Origin of the sequence: Rhodococcus sp. NPDC080181 (genome assembly GCF_040702225.1) — a bacterium.
In the GTDB taxonomy this organism is placed as follows: domain Bacteria; phylum Actinomycetota; class Actinomycetes; order Mycobacteriales; family Mycobacteriaceae; genus Rhodococcoides; species Rhodococcoides fascians.
The window spans coordinates 56,397-72,179 of sequence record NZ_JBFBKN010000016.1 but is presented as its reverse complement, the minus strand read 5'-3'; the positions used below and the strand labels follow the sequence as shown (position 1 = coordinate 72,179).

17 protein-coding genes are annotated in these 15,783 nt (G+C 66.3%); 9 read left to right on the top strand and 8 right to left on the bottom strand.

All coding sequences use genetic code 11. The annotated features are described in order from the left end of the window. Nucleotides 1–6 precede the first annotated feature (6 nt). Complete coding sequence (locus tag AB0O58_RS18555) at nt 7–1,197, top strand: PPE domain-containing protein (protein WP_045841513.1); 1,191 nt, start codon at nt 7–9, stop codon at nt 1,195–1,197. After that, a complete protein-coding gene (locus AB0O58_RS18550) occupies nt 1,194–2,042 on the top strand; it encodes an ESX secretion-associated protein EspG (RefSeq protein WP_052061654.1) in 849 nt (282 codons plus the stop codon). Before AB0O58_RS18555 ends, AB0O58_RS18550 begins: the two co-directional genes overlap by 4 nt. Here AB0O58_RS18550 and AB0O58_RS18545 read toward each other — a convergent pair. Genes AB0O58_RS18545 through AB0O58_RS18535 form a run of 3 tightly spaced genes read right to left on the bottom strand, consistent with a single transcriptional unit; the run spans nt 2,035 to nt 4,361 of the window. Further along, entirely contained in the window at nt 2,035–2,700 is a 666-nt protein-coding gene (locus AB0O58_RS18545; protein ID WP_032374193.1) for a histidine phosphatase family protein, read from the bottom strand. The genes AB0O58_RS18550 and AB0O58_RS18545 overlap by 8 nt on opposite strands. Then, complete coding sequence (pheA, locus tag AB0O58_RS18540) at nt 2,697–3,629, bottom strand: prephenate dehydratase (protein ID WP_032374194.1); 933 nt, start codon at nt 3,627–3,629, stop codon at nt 2,697–2,699. Before pheA ends, AB0O58_RS18545 begins: the two co-directional genes overlap by 4 nt. A gap of 9 nt (nt 3,630–3,638) precedes the next feature. Further along, entirely contained in the window at nt 3,639–4,361 is a 723-nt protein-coding gene (locus AB0O58_RS18535) for a hypothetical protein (protein WP_032401104.1), read from the bottom strand. A 124-nt stretch (nt 4,362–4,485) separates the two neighbouring features. Here AB0O58_RS18535 and AB0O58_RS18530 point away from each other — a divergent pair, with 124 nt between their 5' ends. From AB0O58_RS18530 to AB0O58_RS18510, 5 genes are all read left to right on the top strand, one after another. After that, on the top strand, nt 4,486–5,256 hold the full coding sequence (locus tag AB0O58_RS18530) for a DUF2470 domain-containing protein (protein ID WP_032383014.1): 771 nt from the start codon (nt 4,486–4,488) through the stop codon (nt 5,254–5,256). A 38-nt stretch (nt 5,257–5,294) separates the two neighbouring features. Next, nucleotides 5,295–6,092 carry a type II CAAX endopeptidase family protein gene (locus AB0O58_RS18525; RefSeq protein ID WP_366238593.1) on the top strand — a complete coding sequence of 266 codons (798 nt, stop codon included), beginning with the start codon at nt 5,295–5,297 and terminating at the stop codon, nt 6,090–6,092. 343 nt (nt 6,093–6,435) lie between these two features. Further along, a complete protein-coding gene (locus AB0O58_RS18520) occupies nt 6,436–7,641 on the top strand; it encodes an LCP family protein (protein ID WP_230593541.1) in 1,206 nt (401 codons plus the stop codon). 30 nt (nt 7,642–7,671) lie between these two features. Next, nucleotides 7,672–8,217 (top strand): ferritin, encoded by a 546-nt coding sequence (locus AB0O58_RS18515; protein ID WP_283549530.1) that lies wholly within the window; start codon nt 7,672–7,674, stop codon nt 8,215–8,217. A gap of 112 nt (nt 8,218–8,329) precedes the next feature. Next, the gene (locus tag AB0O58_RS18510) at nt 8,330–8,884 is read left to right on the top strand and encodes a ferritin (protein ID WP_027494851.1); all 555 of its coding nucleotides are present in this window, start codon (nt 8,330–8,332) and stop codon (nt 8,882–8,884) included. A gap of 157 nt (nt 8,885–9,041) precedes the next feature. Here the strand turns inward: AB0O58_RS18510 and AB0O58_RS18505 are convergent, their stop codons facing one another. From AB0O58_RS18505 to AB0O58_RS18490, 4 genes are read right to left on the bottom strand one after another with little or no spacing between them, the layout of a single operon-like run. Then, nucleotides 9,042–9,953: a DUF5926 family protein gene (locus AB0O58_RS18505; RefSeq protein WP_032401101.1), complete on the bottom strand. Its 912-nt coding sequence runs from the start codon at nt 9,951–9,953 to the stop codon at nt 9,042–9,044. Nucleotides 9,954–9,963: 10 nt separating this feature from the next. Further along, on the bottom strand, nt 9,964–10,737 hold the full coding sequence (locus AB0O58_RS18500) for a glycerophosphodiester phosphodiesterase (protein ID WP_032388116.1): 774 nt from the start codon (nt 10,735–10,737) through the stop codon (nt 9,964–9,966). Then, a complete protein-coding gene (locus tag AB0O58_RS18495; RefSeq protein WP_052061653.1) occupies nt 10,734–11,861 on the bottom strand; it encodes a DUF4328 domain-containing protein in 1,128 nt (375 codons plus the stop codon). The genes AB0O58_RS18500 and AB0O58_RS18495 overlap by 4 nt, the downstream gene beginning before the upstream one ends. Further along, on the bottom strand, nt 11,862–12,164 hold the full coding sequence (locus tag AB0O58_RS18490) for a rhodanese-like domain-containing protein (RefSeq protein ID WP_230074781.1): 303 nt from the start codon (nt 12,162–12,164) through the stop codon (nt 11,862–11,864). A gap of 326 nt (nt 12,165–12,490) precedes the next feature. Between AB0O58_RS18490 and AB0O58_RS18485 the strand changes: the two genes are divergently transcribed. Then, nucleotides 12,491–13,435 (top strand): LLM class F420-dependent oxidoreductase, encoded by a 945-nt coding sequence (locus AB0O58_RS18485; protein WP_032374199.1) that lies wholly within the window; start codon nt 12,491–12,493, stop codon nt 13,433–13,435. Between the two features lie 268 nt (nt 13,436–13,703). Here the strand turns inward: AB0O58_RS18485 and AB0O58_RS18480 are convergent, their stop codons facing one another. After that, the gene (locus tag AB0O58_RS18480) at nt 13,704–14,765 is read right to left on the bottom strand and encodes an acyltransferase (RefSeq protein ID WP_080736574.1); all 1,062 of its coding nucleotides are present in this window, start codon (nt 14,763–14,765) and stop codon (nt 13,704–13,706) included. A 337-nt stretch (nt 14,766–15,102) separates the two neighbouring features. Here AB0O58_RS18480 and AB0O58_RS18475 point away from each other — a divergent pair, with 337 nt between their 5' ends. Continuing rightward, entirely contained in the window at nt 15,103–15,726 is a 624-nt protein-coding gene (locus AB0O58_RS18475) for a superoxide dismutase (RefSeq protein WP_019667073.1), read from the top strand. Nucleotides 15,727–15,783 lie beyond the last annotated feature (57 nt).

Here is a 15,783-nt window from a genome sequence, read left to right as displayed (position 1 = left end):
TGGACAATGACGCTCGGTGTGACAGGTGTGGTGTGGCTACCACGAACTGCGACAGGGAATTCGACGCGACTGTTGGGGCCCGGACCGGTGCCTCTACATGTCGCCGGCGGGGCCTGGGGTTCGGTGGCCGCGGCCTTCACCGAGGCCTCGGTGAGCATCGCCGCCATCACGACAGCCCTGACCGCGGGCTGGGAGGGTGAGTCGGCCCTCCTCGCGCAGGCCGCCCTCGCCCGGTTCACCACGTGGACCGGAGCCACCGCACTGAAGGCAGCGGCACTGTCGATCGAAGCCCCCGCCGCGGGAACCTCGTACGGCGTCGCACTGGCCACCATGCCGTCGCTCGTCGAGATCGGTGCCGTGCAAGCTGCCAAGGTGACGGCTGCGTCGACCGGCGGCGCACTGAACGGAAGTTACGAGGCAGCCGAGGTCGCAGATCGATTGCTCGACATCCGCGCAGCCATGGTCATGGAGGGATTCGAGCTGGTCTCCTCGCACCTGATCGCGAAGACGACGTTCGATCATGCACCCGCCATCGTGTCCGAATCCGGCAGTGGTCTCGGCAAATTCGCCAACGGTGCGCTGATGACGTCACCTGTTCAGGCTGCGGTCGGCAGTTTGATGGCCGCGACGCAGAACCCCGGCGTCGCAGCCGCAGCCGGGCAGCTCGGCAGTGCCGCCACCTCGATCGCCGGAACGGGCGTGTCCACGGTGGCCACCGCGGCATCCAACCTGGTCTCGACGCCGCCGCCGAGTGGACCCGGTACCGGCATCGGCCACTCCTTCGCAGCCGGCGGTTCGGCATCTCCCGCCGTCGGGCCGGCATCCACCCGTCCAGTGGCGTACGGCGGACTGGGCGGAAGCAGCGGCAGCATCGGCGGCGGACCGGGAATGCCCGGTTCGGCGTCGAGTCCCCTCGGCGCTGGATCGGCACTCACGGGTGCAGTACAGAGCAGTCCTGCTTCCACGGTCGGCGCACCGACCGCAGCCGAGGGTGGTCTCGCTCAGCGCGGAACCGGAACTGGTGCTGCGCCCGCGTCGGGAACACGGGCGCAGGACGACGACGAACACGACACCCCGGAATACCTCAAACAGTTCGAGCACTTCGCCGACGGCCGCACGGTGGCACCGTCGGTCATCGGAGCAGACCCAGCCCTCGACAACCCAGCCCTCGACAACATCAGTGAGAACGGCCGGTGATCGACTTGGGAACCGTGCCGGTGGGCCACACACTGCCGAGTGCCGCACTCGGTATCGACGAGATGGATTTCCTGGTCGACGAACTCTCGATTGCCGAACTACCCGTCGTGCTCGACGTCTTCCCACGCTTCGACGACGCGAAAGCCCGCGACCGTGCTGTCGACCGCGGCCGTCAGGCCCTCGCGGCGGCAGGACTGTGGGACGGCACCGCGGTCCACGAGGACGTTCGCCACTGGCTGCGGGTCCTGGAACAACCCCGCTGGTACGTCTCGGCGCGACAGTTCGAGGGCGACACCGTTCCCGTGACTCGGATCTGCATCGCATCCGACGACACCATCGCGGTGTCGGCGGTACGGCGAGAGAACGTCATCACTCTGCGCGTCATCGCCGGGGATACGGCTCGCGATCTCGTCTCGTCGCTGGGATCGGCACCGCCGTTCGATCCCGGCAGCGTCAACGCGCCCACCGACCTACTGGCCGAGGCACTGGACGCGGCACCGTCCGACGTGGGCGGCACCGCTTCCCGTCTGCGTAGCATCGGAATCGCCGACGACCGGGCCCTCACTCTGGCCTCGGCGATGGCCACGTGCGCGGGCAGGACCGAGATCACGGCCGTGACCCGCAGGCATGGGACTCGGCGCGGGGCCGGGCGTCCGGTGGCCCTGTTCGACACCCGCGCCGGACGGATCGTCGCCACCTCCACTGTCGCCGCGGACGGTCGTTCGTGGAGCTCGTTGACCGGCGCGTCGGATCACCGGGTGACCGCGGCTCTGACAGAGCTGATCTCGTCGGCCAAGGACCCAGCGACCACGAACCCAGCGATCGGCAATCCAGCGATCAGCTGATCGGGTTGTCTGCCTTGTCGCTGCCCTTGCCCTCGAACGGCGGCAGGAACGTGCCCCACTTGGCGCATGCCCAGCCACCGTCGGGTAGCGGCAACAGCTCGATTGTCTGGGTGTTGTCGAGATGGTTGTCGGCGGCGAAGGTGCCGTCGACACCGGTGAGGGCCGCCGCGACCAGTCGAATTGCGGCTCCGTGGCTCACGACGACGACGTCTCCGGCGGTGTCGTCACCCAGGTACTGTCCACGCAGCTCGTCGAGCACCGGGACGTAGCGCGCCAACACTGCGCGCCCGCTCTCGCCACCCGGCGCGGCCGCATCCAGATCTCCGGTATGCCACCGGTAGAAGATTTCGGTGAACAGTCGGTGCGCCTCGGGATCGTCTCGATCTTCCAGCTCTCCGGCGGACGTCTCCTGGATACCGTCGGTCACGACGAGGGGCACTCCGGTGCCGCGCTCGACGTAGCCCGCAGTCTGCTTGGCGCGCAACGCAATCGACGAGACCAACACGGCGGGGGGATTACCCAGCCGCGTCTGCGCGTACGCCTCGGCTTGCCGGTGCCCGAGCTCGGTGAGTTCGGCTCCCGGCGGCGCTGTGTCCAGCTTCTTCGCGACGTTGGAGACGGTCTGCCCGTGCCGAACGAGAATGAGCTTGCCCATCACAGATCACCCCGACCGGAACGAATTTCGGACAACCACTGCACGTGCTCGTCGATCGGTTGCGGCACCGAACCTCCCGATGTCGTTGCTGTGGGCCATGATCCGAGGAACCGTAGCGGCATCTTCCGGTGGAACGCGGTCAGCGCCTCGGCGACGAGGGGATCGTCCACATGCCCGGCGCAATCGACGAAGAACATGTAGGTGCCCAATTGCGAACGGGTAGGGCGTGATTCGATGAACGTCAGATCGATGTTGCGAATTCCGAACTCCGCCAACGCTGCCGGCAGCGTACCCGGGTCGTTCGGCGGCTTCAGCACCACCGAGGTGCGGTCGGCACCGGTGCGGGCGGGCACCGGCTGCGGCGGAGTCACCAGCACGAAGCGGGTGCGCGCACCCTCGACGTCGATGATGCCGTCGGCCAGCGTCGGCAGAGACAATCGCTCCCCGGCCAACCGTGTCGAGACAGCGGCGTCGACCACGCCGGCGGCAACATCTTCTGCTGCACCGGCATTCGAGGTCGCAGACTGCACGACGGCGTCGGGCATCGTGGCCTGCAACCACTGCCGGACCTGGCTGAGGGCGATGGGGTACGCGCTGATCGTGCGGGCCGAGTCGAGCGTGACACCGGGCCCGCCGACGATGGTGAACGCGACCTCGATCTCGGTCTCGGCGACGATCTGCAATCGCCGTCCTTCGGACAATGCGTCGAGCGTCGGCGGCACGGCCCCCTCGATGGAACTTTCGATGGGAACCACTGCGGCGTCGGCGGCACCGGATCGAACGGCCTCGAGCGCCGCGGGCGGGCTCGCGGCCGACACCCTCTGGACGTCCCCAACCAGGCCGACCCCATCGAATGCGCCGAGCGTTTCGAACTGCGCCAGCGCCATCTCCGTGAACGTTCCCGATGGGCCGAAGTAAGCGATGCGAGGCACGTCTCGAGGTTACGTTGTCGACGTCCCCGAAGCGATCAAACCGACATCGACCAGCCGGGCGCGGGCGGCGACGACGTCGGCGATCTCGACCCCCAGCAGTACCTCCCGCACGGCCTCGGCGGCCTCGGGTACGAGCTTGCGCAGAGCGTCGACATTCGGCGCGGCCAGAGCCGACGCGATGTCGTCTCCGCGCAGCGACGCCACCGTCGCCGCGAGGATCGCGATCACCTCGTCTCCGGTGTCGGCGCGGGCGACCAGACCGACATCGGCATGCGAGACGACGGCGAGCACGTCGGCGATACGCCTCGCCGTGTCGCCGACACCGATGCCGGGGGTTCGATGAGCGGTAACGATGGTCACTGCGGTCTCGGCCACGTCGATCGCGTCGAACACCGGGAAGACGACGAGGGGCGAGGGCAGTCGCAACCCGAGCGCGTCGGCGAGATGCTCGGAGACTGCGTCGACCTCGAATCTGACGGCTTCGTAGTTGCCTGCGCTCGAGGCGCGGAGCTTGTCCGGGTCGATGTCGAGTCGCACGACGATGCGCCCGAGGTTCTCGGTGGGCGGCAGCGTCAGCAGGGTCGAGGCCAGCACGACGGGCGGGCCGTACTCGGCGGCGCGTGGAGCGGCCTGCACGGCCGGGGCATCGGCGCAGAACGGCTGCAGCAGTCCGGCGACGAGCGCGTTCGGGTCTGGTCGGTGCGGCACACCGAGGGTCAACGGAATCGGCACGTCTTCACGGTAGTCCCAGCTTGCCCTTGCGATACCCGCCACATCCGGCTAACTTAGGGGCACATTACTTAGGTATGCCTCACCTACTGGCCATTCAACTGTACCGATCGCATCGGAGGAGCCCATGCTCGGCGCAACCACCACCACCGGACCGTCCACCGCCGAGCGCGTACGCAGCGCCTGCATGCGCGCCGAGGGCGCAGCTCTCGTGATCGACGGCAGCGACCCCGTCGTGACGTCCCTGCACCACCTGCGACCCAACGGCGAGATGATTCTGGCCGTCCCCACCGATTCCATCGACGACGCGATCAGGTGGCAGTCCTCCCGCGCCGGCGTTCCTGCCGTCGTCGAACTCACCGATCACGCACCTCTCGCACTGCGCGAACCGGTGCGGTCACTGGTGTGGCTGCGCGGAGAATTGCGCCCGGTGCCGGAATCGCTGATGCGCCCGATGGCCGGCGCGGTGGCCGCCGAGCATCCCCACGCGGCCCTGCTCGACGTCGGCCACACCACCTCCCTGGTACGTCTGATCGTCGGCTCCGCAGTGGTGGCGGACAGCACCGGAGCCGAGCCGGTCGACGTCGACTCGCTGCTGGCAGCCGAGCCCGATCCGTTCTGGGAGATGGAAACGAGCTGGCTCGAGCACCTCGACTCCGATCATCCCGACCTCCTCGCACAACTGTCCCGACGCCTCCCACCGTCGCTGCGGCAGGGACGCGTGCGTCCGCTGGGCATCGACCGCTACGGCATTCGTCTGCGTATCGAGGGCGAGTGCGGCGACAACGACGTCCGGTTGGGCTTCGCCGCGCCCGTCGACGACACGATCTCCCTGAGCCGGGCCCTCCGGGTCCTCGCCGGTTGCCCGTTCCTCAACGGTCTGCGCGCCCGGGGCTGACGCCGCCGCGAGGCACAACAGGGCACACTCGTGCCGTGATCGACTTCAGGAACTGGTTGACGCCACCGCCGCCGGAGAGCGCCGCTCCACCGCCCGATGCTCGCGAACGCACGACCATCAAGGTCGAGATCGCGATCGTGCTGCTGGCGACGTTCGGCCTCAGTGGCATGAGCAGCATTCTCTCGCTGGTCGAGGATGCCCTGCAGACCGCAGCGCTGTCCGATCAGACGGTCGCCCTGAACTCCTCGCGATCGAGCTTCAGCGTCATCGACCTGCTGTTCCAGCTGCTGAGCATCCTGCGCCTGTGCGCATGGGGAGCATTGGGGCTGTACCTGCTGTGGCGAGCAGATCTGGCACCGCGTGCGATCGGACTGGCGAAACCGCGCCTGAAGATCGATCTCGGCCACGGCGTCGGGCTGGCGGCACTCATCGGGCTGCCGGGTCTCGCGCTCTACCTGGTCGGCAACGCCCTGGGATTCAATCTGAACGTCGTACCCAGCGCGCTCGACGACCACTGGTGGCGAGTGCCCGCCCTGATTCTGTATGCGCTGGCCAACTCCGGTGCCGAGGAGATCATCGTCGTCGCCTACCTGATCTCTCGACTGCGCCGACTCGGCTTGAGCGAGAACAAGTCCTTGCTGTGCTCCTCGCTGCTGCGCGGGAGCTACCACTTCTATCAGGGGGTGGGCGGCGGCGTCGGCAACTTCCTGATGGGCCTGGTGTTCGGCCGATACTGGCAGCGCACCGGGAGGCTGTGGCCACTACTGATCGCGCACGCGCTCATCGACATCGTCGCGTTCGTCGGTTACGCCCTGCTGCGCGAACACCTGGCGTGATTGCCCTGATGGGTACAGTCGATTCGTGAACGACGACGATCGCTACGGACGGCACGGCGCGCCGAATCGGCGTACCCCGCCGCCGAGCCAGCCGCCGCCACCGCGTCGACCACCCGGCCAGCAGCCCCCTCCCCCGCCTCGGCGCGCCGGTGGGGCCCCTGGACAGCCACCGCCGCCACCACGTCAGTACCGACCCGGTCCGCCGCCGGTTCCGAACCCCCGTCGGTACAACCCGGAACCTCCCGCGGAGCGAGGGACCCCTCGCCGTCCGGGGCCCGCACCCGAGGGCACCGAATTCATCAGGCGCGACGGTCGCCCGGCCGCACCTCGTCACGGTGCCCCGGTGCCACCGCAACAGGCGTGGTCGCAGGCACCCGAACCCGGCCCTGCCGGTTCCGTTCCGCCGAACTCGACGCGCCAGTACTCCCGCGCTGCCGAGGACGAGGCCGGGCGCACCGGGTACGCACCGCGCCAACAGCCGGAACCGTACGTCGACGAGCGCAGGCAGCCACCGGCTTCTCCGCAGCGCGCCTTACGCCGACCGGAACCAGCTCGGCCACAACGTGATTCACGTCCCCCCAAGGTTGCGAAGCCGCGCAAGCGTCGGCGCTGGGGCCGTCGCTTCATGATCGTCCTGCTCGTCCTCGTTCTGGGCATCGGCGGCATCGTCTACTACGTCGACAGTTCGCTCACGCGAGTCGACGCTCTGACCTCGTACCCCGGCAGGATCGGCGACACCCCGGGCACCAATTGGCTTCTCGTCGGATCGGATTCACGAGCCGGCCTGACGCCGGAGCAGGAAGCATCTCTCGCGACCGGCGGCGAGGTGGGCCCCAGCCGCACCGACACCATCATCATGATCCACATCCCCGAGGGCGGCGGGGCGACGACGATGGTCAGCCTGCCCCGCGATTCGTACGTGCCGATTCCGGGTAACGGCGAGGACAAGCTCAACGCGGCGTTCGCATTCGGCGGGCCGTCCCTGCTGGTGCAAACGGTCGAAGGCGCGACGGGAGTGCACATCGATCACTACGCCGAGATCGGCTTCGGTGGGTTCGCCGGAATCGTCGACGCTGTCGGCGGAGTCAACGTGTGTGTGCAGAACGCGATCGACGATCCGTTGGCGGGCATCAACATTCCCGCGGGCTGTCAGGATCTCGACGGTTCCGAGGCACTCGGCTTCGTGCGATCCCGCGCGACCGCATTGGCCGACCTCGACCGGATGAACAACCAGCGGGCCTTCATGTCCGCTCTGCTCGACAAGGCAACCAGCGCTTCCACTTTCCTCAATCCTTTGAAACTGTGGCCGTTGGTGTCCGATACCGCGTCGTCGTTGAGTGTCGACGACGGAGACCACATCTGGAACCTGGCCGGGTTGGCCTGGGCGATGCGCGGTGGGCCGGTGACGACGACCGTGCCGGTCGGCGGCTTCCAGGACTCCGATGTCGGCAACGTCCTCGTGTGGGACGACACCAGGGCACCGGCATTCTTCGACGCCATCGCTCAGGATCGGGAAATTCCGGCAGATCTGCTGACCGGCGGCCCCTGACGGGGGCGTGCGGCCGGTACGTTGTGGATCATGACATTGCCGTCGCATGAGCCCGCCACCTCGTTTCACGATCTACTGCGCGCCCAGGTTCGGTACGAGTTCACCGCCTCGCAGCAGTACCTCGCCATCGCGATCTGGTTCGACCGCAACGATCTTCCGCAGTTGGCGCACCGCTTCTACGCCCAGTCGGCCGAAGAGCGTCGGCACGCCATGATGATGATCCGATTCCTCATCGACAACCGACTCGAGGTGGACGCGTCGGGTATCGACGACGTGGTGACCGCGTTCGATTCGGTCGCCGAACCGGTGGAGTTGGCGTTGGCGCAGGAGGTGGCGGTCACCGATCGGATCACCGCGCTCGCACAGGCGGCCAGAGCCGAGGGCGATTACATCGGGGAGCAATTCATGCACTGGTTCCTCACCGAACAGGTCGAGGAAGTAGCTGCGATGCAGAGCCTGCTCAACATCGTGCGGCGAGCAGGTTCGGATCTGTTCGACATCGAGCAGTACGTGGCACGCGAGCTCGGCTCGGTGACCCGCGCCACCAATGCACCCAAAGAGGCCGGAAGCGCGTAACTTACGCCCTGCTCAGAGCCGACATTTAGGATTGACTGTATTAGGCTACGTTCGCCTCAATAAGGCTCGACTTGGATGACAATGCCCTCTGACCAGGCATATTGTCCTCACCATGAGCGCAGACATCAAAGAAACGAACCACACCAAGTTCCACGCACTTCTTCGCGACCAGATCCGCAACGAGTTCAACGCCTCGCAGCAGTACATCGCCACCGCCGTCTACTTCGCCAATGTCGACCTGCCGCAGCTGGCCAAGCACTTCTACGCGCAGTCGGTCGAAGAGCGTAACCACGCGATGATGATCGTCCAGTACTTCCTCGATCGCGACATCACCGTCGAACTGACCGGTGTCGACGCGTCGAAGTCCGTGTTCACGGACCCGCGTGAGGCCATCGCCCTCGCACTGGCACAGGAAGAGACGGTCACCGAGCAGATCATCGCTCTGGCGAGCACCGCCCGCGAAGAGGGCGACTACCTCGGCGAGCAGTTCATGCAGTGGTTCCTCAAGGAGCAGGTCGAGGAAGTTGCCAGCATGAAGACCTTGCTCAACATCGCAGACCGCGCCGGCCACAACCTGTTCGACCTCGAGCAGTTCGTTGCCCGCGAGATGAACACCAGCGTCGTCGCCGATGCAGGCGCACCCACCGTCGCCGGCGGATCGCTGTAATTTCGCTTCACGCGACACGCATCGACGAGTAACGCGAGAGATCTCGCGCTCATACGGGTGGTCGTCGGACAAGCAGCCCCTTGTCCGACGGCCACCCGACGTGCGTTTCGGTGCACCGACTTTCGGGCCGCCGCACCTCTCGGTTGAGCTCGACTGCTCAGCGCAGGGTGACCTGACGGCCACGAAGGCCGTCCCGCGAGCGCAGCTGCGCTCCCGTCAGCGGGGCGTCGACGGCAAGAGCCTCGTTCAGCTTCTCCCCGAATTCCTTTGTCGGAGCAGCCCATTCGGTGGGATGCATCTCCGGATCGAGATCGAACACCGGCACCAGCAACCCGTGCGTACGGAACGAGCCTGCATACCGCGAGCCCTCACCGAGATTCAAGTCTCCGGCAGCGTGCAACCGTGCGAGGGCGAGCATGACGTCGTCCTCGCTCTCCGGGCGAACCCACCGGATGTGCGCCTTGTCGCCGGCATCGACCCACCATGCTGCAACGACGCCGTCCGCCTCGATCCGCGCCGAGGGCATGATCGCCTGATTCGCGCGCTCCACGGTTGCGGCCACATCGGCTGCGGGAGTGGCACTTTCCGGGATCCACCAATTGAAATCCTGATGCACGGTGATCTCGAGGAGTGCGGACGGGTCGAGGACATCGGTCAATGCGGGGGTGTTCTCGTCCACCTTCGAAGCTTCGAGCGACTCACCTGCGGGAGCGGCGGCGACCCAGCCCAACGCGCTACTGATATCTGCTGCAACGTCTTTCGACTGCAACTGCACCTGCAGGCCGACGAATCCTTCTACAGTGCCCGCCTCTTCGCGTACCAGAGCGGCGACGGCTCCCGGCAATACCGTTGCCAGAGTGACGGTGCGGCCGCCGGACGTGATCGGCGCGGTGGCGGTGGCCGACGGCACGAATTCGCGCAGCGCCACCAGGTCGCATTCTGCGGCCAGGCCCTCGAACGGCCGCGTCGTCCCCGACTCGAGGCTTGCACGCTCGGCCTCACGCTGTGCGAGCTTGGCCGCCCGGTTGCTGTCCTGCTTCGGTCCGCTGTTTCTTTTGCTCTTACCCACGCCAGAAAACCTACACGTTCTTCGATTCCAGCCAGGCGCGCGTTCGTCCGGGATGGTTGGTCGCGATCCACCCGACACCGAGTTCGCGGCACAGGTCCACGTCCTCTTTCTCGTCGACCGTCCACACGTAACTGGCACGGCCCGACGCGGCTGCTCGATCGACGAGCGTCGGGTGCTCACGCAACGCCCGGATCGACGGACCGACCGCGGTGGCACCGACGGTCGTCGCTGCTCCGCCGCCCAGATAGTGCGAGCTGTCGCCGAGGAGGACCGTCGGAAGCATCGGTGCCGAGCGGCGCACTCGCCACACGGCCGAGGGCGCGAAAGACATGATGACCGCCCGCGAATGATCCGCCGAGGCAGGCGCTCCGATGCCGAAGTGGTGCAGCTCGGCCAGCACCGAGGCCTCGATCAGCGAGCCGAAGCGCACCGGATGCTTGGTTTCGATGAAGAGCTTGACCGGCTTGCTGGTCCAATCCAGAATCAGCGCGATCAGGTCGTGCAGCGTCAGAAGTTCGGCGGGTTCGTCAGCATCGCCGTAGTTCAACCGGGCGAGCTCGTCGAAGGTCATCTCGCTGACGATTCCGGTGCCGTTCGAGGTTCGGTCGACGCGGCGGTCGTGCACGCACACGATGCGGCCGTCCTTCGTGAGCCGGACGTCGCATTCGACGCCGTCCGCTCCCTCCCGCAACGCGAGATCGTAGGCGGCGAGCGTGTGTTCCTTCTTCGCCGCAGATGCACCTCGGTGCGCGACGACCAAAGGGCCGCGTCGGTCCGGGCTCACGAGACCGTCACCGCCCGGTCGTCCTTCTCGGCCCCGGAGTCCGCACGAGCTGCGTCGGCCGGCTCGGTCCCGGTCTGCTCGGTATCGGTCTCGTTCTGCTCGGTCTCGGCCTCGGCCTGCTTGGTCTCGGACTGCGTGGCCTCGGACTGCGTGGTCTTTCGCTCGACGCTGGGTGCGATGACCCAGCGGGTGGGACGAGACAGCGCCGAACCGCGCAGGGTGCGGCCCTCGAGTCGGCGCATGACGGCCAGCGTCAGCACCGCGGAAACTGCAGCCACGAGCGCCACGACGGCGGCGAGCAGAACGCCGTCGGCGCGGGCTTGCAGTGTGTTGCGCAGACTCCACAGCACCTGCACGACGACCAGCGCGTTGCTCGTCGCCCAGACGGCCCACCAGATCCGGATCAAGGTGAGCTCGCGGTACACGTCGCCGTCGGCTTCGGCTCGGAGGCGCACGATCTCCGTCAGGTACACCCCGGGCATGACGATCCGAACCAAAGGCAGCATCGAGAGCAGCAGCATCCATCGCACCGACCGCGGTTCGGTCGCCCCGACCGATGCGTAGGCCAGCCGGCGTTGCCGAATCAGCCAGCAGGACGTCGTGATCAGCGCGAGCAGACCGACGATGAGCGCGCCGACCTGTGCGAAATAGACCAGCGCATCGGAAATTGCCAGTGTGATCGGCGACAGCAGTCGGGTGCGGTTGTACAGCAGAATTCCGTAGCGAAACAGCTCGGCGAACGCCGCCAGCCCGAGCAGCAGCGCCGTGATCCAGACGAACGTCTGCGCGTTGGCTGCGTACTGCTCGACGCGGCCGGCGGGCGTGTGTGCTGAGGGGTCGCGTGGGGTGTCGCGCAGCCCCCACGTGGGCGTCGAGTCGTACCGCGGAGTGGGGGTCGGTGCCGCGACCCGGGCGGGACCGACGGCTTTGCCCTTCGACGACGCAGGCCGCGCAACCCACCGAAAATTGCGGCGGCCCTGTGCCGGTGCCCGAGCGGACACCGGCGAGAGCAGCACGCCGTGGCAGCGGGGGCACCACGTACCCGGCCGTGCGCCGACCGCCCAGCGAGTGCTGCAGCGGGCGCAGACCTGGAACGCCTGTGCGCGCCCCTGCGGTGCCGACATCTAGATGATTCTCGCTTCGTCCGAATCGTCGTCGCGCTGGATCGGCCTACCGGCGGCATGCCAGTCGAGCATCCCGCCCTCGACGTTGATGGCCTCGTAGCCCACGCGATTGAGGTATTCGACGACCCGAGCCGAGCGCCCGCCGGCTTTGCAGACGACGTAGATCTCGGACTGGTTGTCGATTTCGCCTGCTCTGGACGGAATGTCGCCCATCGGGATATGCACGGCACCGGGTGCGTGTCCGGCCTGCCACTCGTCGTCTTCTCGGACGTCGAGCAGCACTGCCGCTTCCGGGAACGGCACCGGAAGGCGGTCTACGGTGACGGCGGGCGACTGCTCGGGGTGAGACACCTCTCGATCTTGTCACGGGTGCGATCGCGACTGCCACTCGTGCCCACCTGACGATGGACGGCCCCAGCTATGACCTACGTCACTTTGGCTCACGAAAGTTATCCACAGTATCCACAGGTTGATGCACAGAATCGGGGCCCGTGCCGGTTTCTATCCACAGGTCACGGCCTCACAACTGATTGCCGGTGTATCGAGTACCAACGAAGGCTGTGGATCGATCGTGATTTGACACAGCTGTTGTCTGCGGTCGTTTGTCCAAGCTGATTACCCTGGCAAACATGACTTCTCACTCCTCGGTCGAGCTACGCGTCTTCACCGAACCGCAACAGGGCGCCACCTACGACGACCTCCTCCGGGTCGCCACAGCCGCGGAGGAATTCGGCTACGGTGCCTTCTTCCGATCCGACCATTACCTCGCGATGAGCGGCGACGGGTTGCCCGGCCCCACCGACGCGTGGATCACCCTGGCCGGCCTGGCTCGTGAGACGTCGACCATCCGGCTCGGCACGCTCGTCACCTCCGCCACATTCCGCTACCCCGGCCCCCTCGCCATCAGCGTCGCGCAGGTCGACGCCATGAGCGGTGGCCGCGTCGACCTGGGGTTGGGTGCCGGCTGGTTCGAGGACGAGCACAAGGCGTACGGCCTGCCGTTCCCGGTGCTCGGTGAGCGCTTCGACCGACTGGAAGAGTCCCTCGCCGTCATCACCGGGTTGTGGGAAACACCGACCGGCGAGACGTTCTCGCACCCGGGAACCCACTACCCTGTCACCGATTCCCCCGCCCTCCCCAAGCCCGTCCAATCGCCGCGTCCACCCATCCTCATCGGCGGCGGAGGCAAGAAGCGCACCCCGGCCCTGGCCGCGAAATACGCGGACGAATTCAACATCCCCTTCGCCTCGCTGGCCGACACCGAAACGCAGTTCGGACGCGTCCGCGCCGCCTGCACTGCCGCCGACCGTGACCCCGATTCCCTCGTCTACTCCAACGCACTCGTCCTGTGCTGTGGTCGCACCGAGGAGGACATCGCCCGACGCGCCGCCGCCATCGGCCGCGACGTCTCCGAACTCCGCGAGAACGGGGCCGCGGGAAGTCCCGCCGAACTGGTCGACAAAATCGGCCGCTTCGGGGCCATCGGCGCGACTCGCGTGTACCTGCAGACCCTCGACCTCACCGATCTCGATCACCTCGAACTGGTCGCCTCCGAGGTCATCCCGCAGCTCTGATCTCCCCCGCCTCCCATCCGCCCTTGTCCACTCAACGTGACATTGACCCCCGAAAAGGCCACCACATGTCACATTGACTACCCAGCAGGGGCGAGTAGCCGGCGAGGCCGACACTCGGGTGATGTCGGTCGACCGGAGAAGTCGGGTCGGCGGGAGATCGAGCGCAGTCGTGCCACCCCAGTCCACTCAACGTGACATTCACCCCCGAAAAGGCCACCAAATGTCACATTGACTACCCAGCGGGGGGTGACTACCCAGCGGGCTGGGGTCAGGGGGCAGATCGGGTGCGAAGTTGTCGGTATCGCGTGCTGATGTGTCGTGCTGCGGGCAGTTCGATCCAGCGGTAGATGATTTCGGCGAGTGCGGCGGTGCCGGTCAGGAAGGCCAGGACGGCGGCGGTGGGTCCGAAGTGCGGTTCCACGGCTGCGTAGATGCGGTAGAGCACGAGTGTGTGGATCAGGTAGATGGCGTAGCTGCGGGTGCCGATCCAGCCGATGATGGGCCAGCGGGTGATGGGTCCGTCGTATCGGGCGAGGATGAGCACGGTGCCGGTGACGACGAGCAGTGACCACAGGTAGGTCTCGCCCATCCAGAAGGTGTGGACGTCGATGGCGAGGCGGATCACTTCGATTTGTGCGACGACGCCGATGACGATCCAGCGCCAGGTGACGAGTTTCGCCCAGCCGAGGTAGAAGATCTGGCCGAGGAACAGGGTGGGCAGTACTCCGGCGACTTTGGTGAGGAACGGGATGGTGTACGGCTGGGGCAGGTAGAGGTTCCAGAGGATCACCAGTGTGCAGAGTGCGGCTCCGATGAGGGGCACGGTGATCGGACTTGCGCGTAGTGCCGAGCGCATTGCGACGCAGTAGAGGTAGAACACGATTTGCACGACGAGTGTCCAGGTGACGCCCAGTACGGCGACCTCGGGTCGGAGGAAGAAGCCGCCGAGGAAGAAGCTGAGTACGGCCTCTCCGTTGCTGATTCCGGGTTGTCCACTGAACATGCCGTTGACGCCGAGTTTGACGAGTACGACGGCCAGGGCGATGGCGAACCAGAGGGCGGGCACGAGTCGGGCGAGCCGCGCGACCATGAAGTCCCGACGCGATTGCCGCATGGCGGATCGGGTGATGAGCAGTCCCGTGAGCAGCATGAACATGCTCACGCCCACGAAGGAGAGGTGGAGGTTGAGGCCTACGTCGTCGATGAGGACGAGGTTGACGATGTCGAGCATCCACCAGTCGCCGCCGACGTCGTCGAGCAGGTAGAACGAGATGTGCGAGTAGAGGACGGCGCAGACGGCGATGACGCGCAGGAGATCGGCACCGTTCATCTGGACGCGGGGCGCGGTCACGGCCGGTGCGGCGGCGGACTCGTCGACCGAATTTCGGTTCGGACGGTCCCCTTTCACACCCTCGAGTTTAGGTTCCGTTCATGGTGTGGACCAATTCGGCGCTGTTACGCAACTATTTCGTGACAATCGCAGGTTTTCGCAGCCCAGGAATTCGACTGTCTTGTTCACGTGGATTTATTCCGAGAAAAGCATCTCGGTTACAACGGTTGCACAAGGGGTAGGAATGAGATTGGGTTGAACCCTACGAAAGATCCGCAGTAGGACGAACGTGCCCGCATCACGCGATGGGCACGGCGTCGTTAGAGAAGGGAACCACGTGTCCGAGTACACCTTGCCCGACCTTGATTTCGATTACTCCGCCCTCGAGCCGCACATCTCGGGCGAGATCAACGAGCTCCACCACTCCAAGCATCACGCCACCTACGTCGCCGGTGCCAACACCGCGCTCGAGAAGCTGGCTGCAGCCCGCGAGGCCGAGGATCACGGCAGCATCTTCCTGCTGGAGAAGAACCTCGCGTTCCACCTCGGTGGCCACGTCAACCACTCCATCTGGTGGAAGAACCTCTCGCCCAACGGTGGCGACAAGCCCGAAGGCGAACTCGGTGCCGCGATCGACGACCAGTTCGGTTCGTTCGACAAGTTCCGCGCACAGTTCACCGCTGCTGCCAACGGCCTGCAGGGCTCCGGCTGGGCAGTGCTCGGCTACGACTCGCTGGGCAAGAAGCTCCTCACCTTCCAGCTCTACGATCAGCAGGCCAACGTGCCGCTGGGCATCATTCCGCTGCTGCAGGTCGACATGTGGGAGCACGCCTTCTACCTGCAGTACAAGAACGTCAAGGCCGATTACGTGAAGGCGTTCTGGAACGTCGTCAACTGGGCCGACGTCCAGGCTCGTTTCGAGGCTGCCACGTCGAAGACCCCGGGCCTGATCTTCCCGTAGGTTTCGAGATTGCCGCACGACGCGCAATCGCAGACAGGGCCACCGCGTTCGACGCGG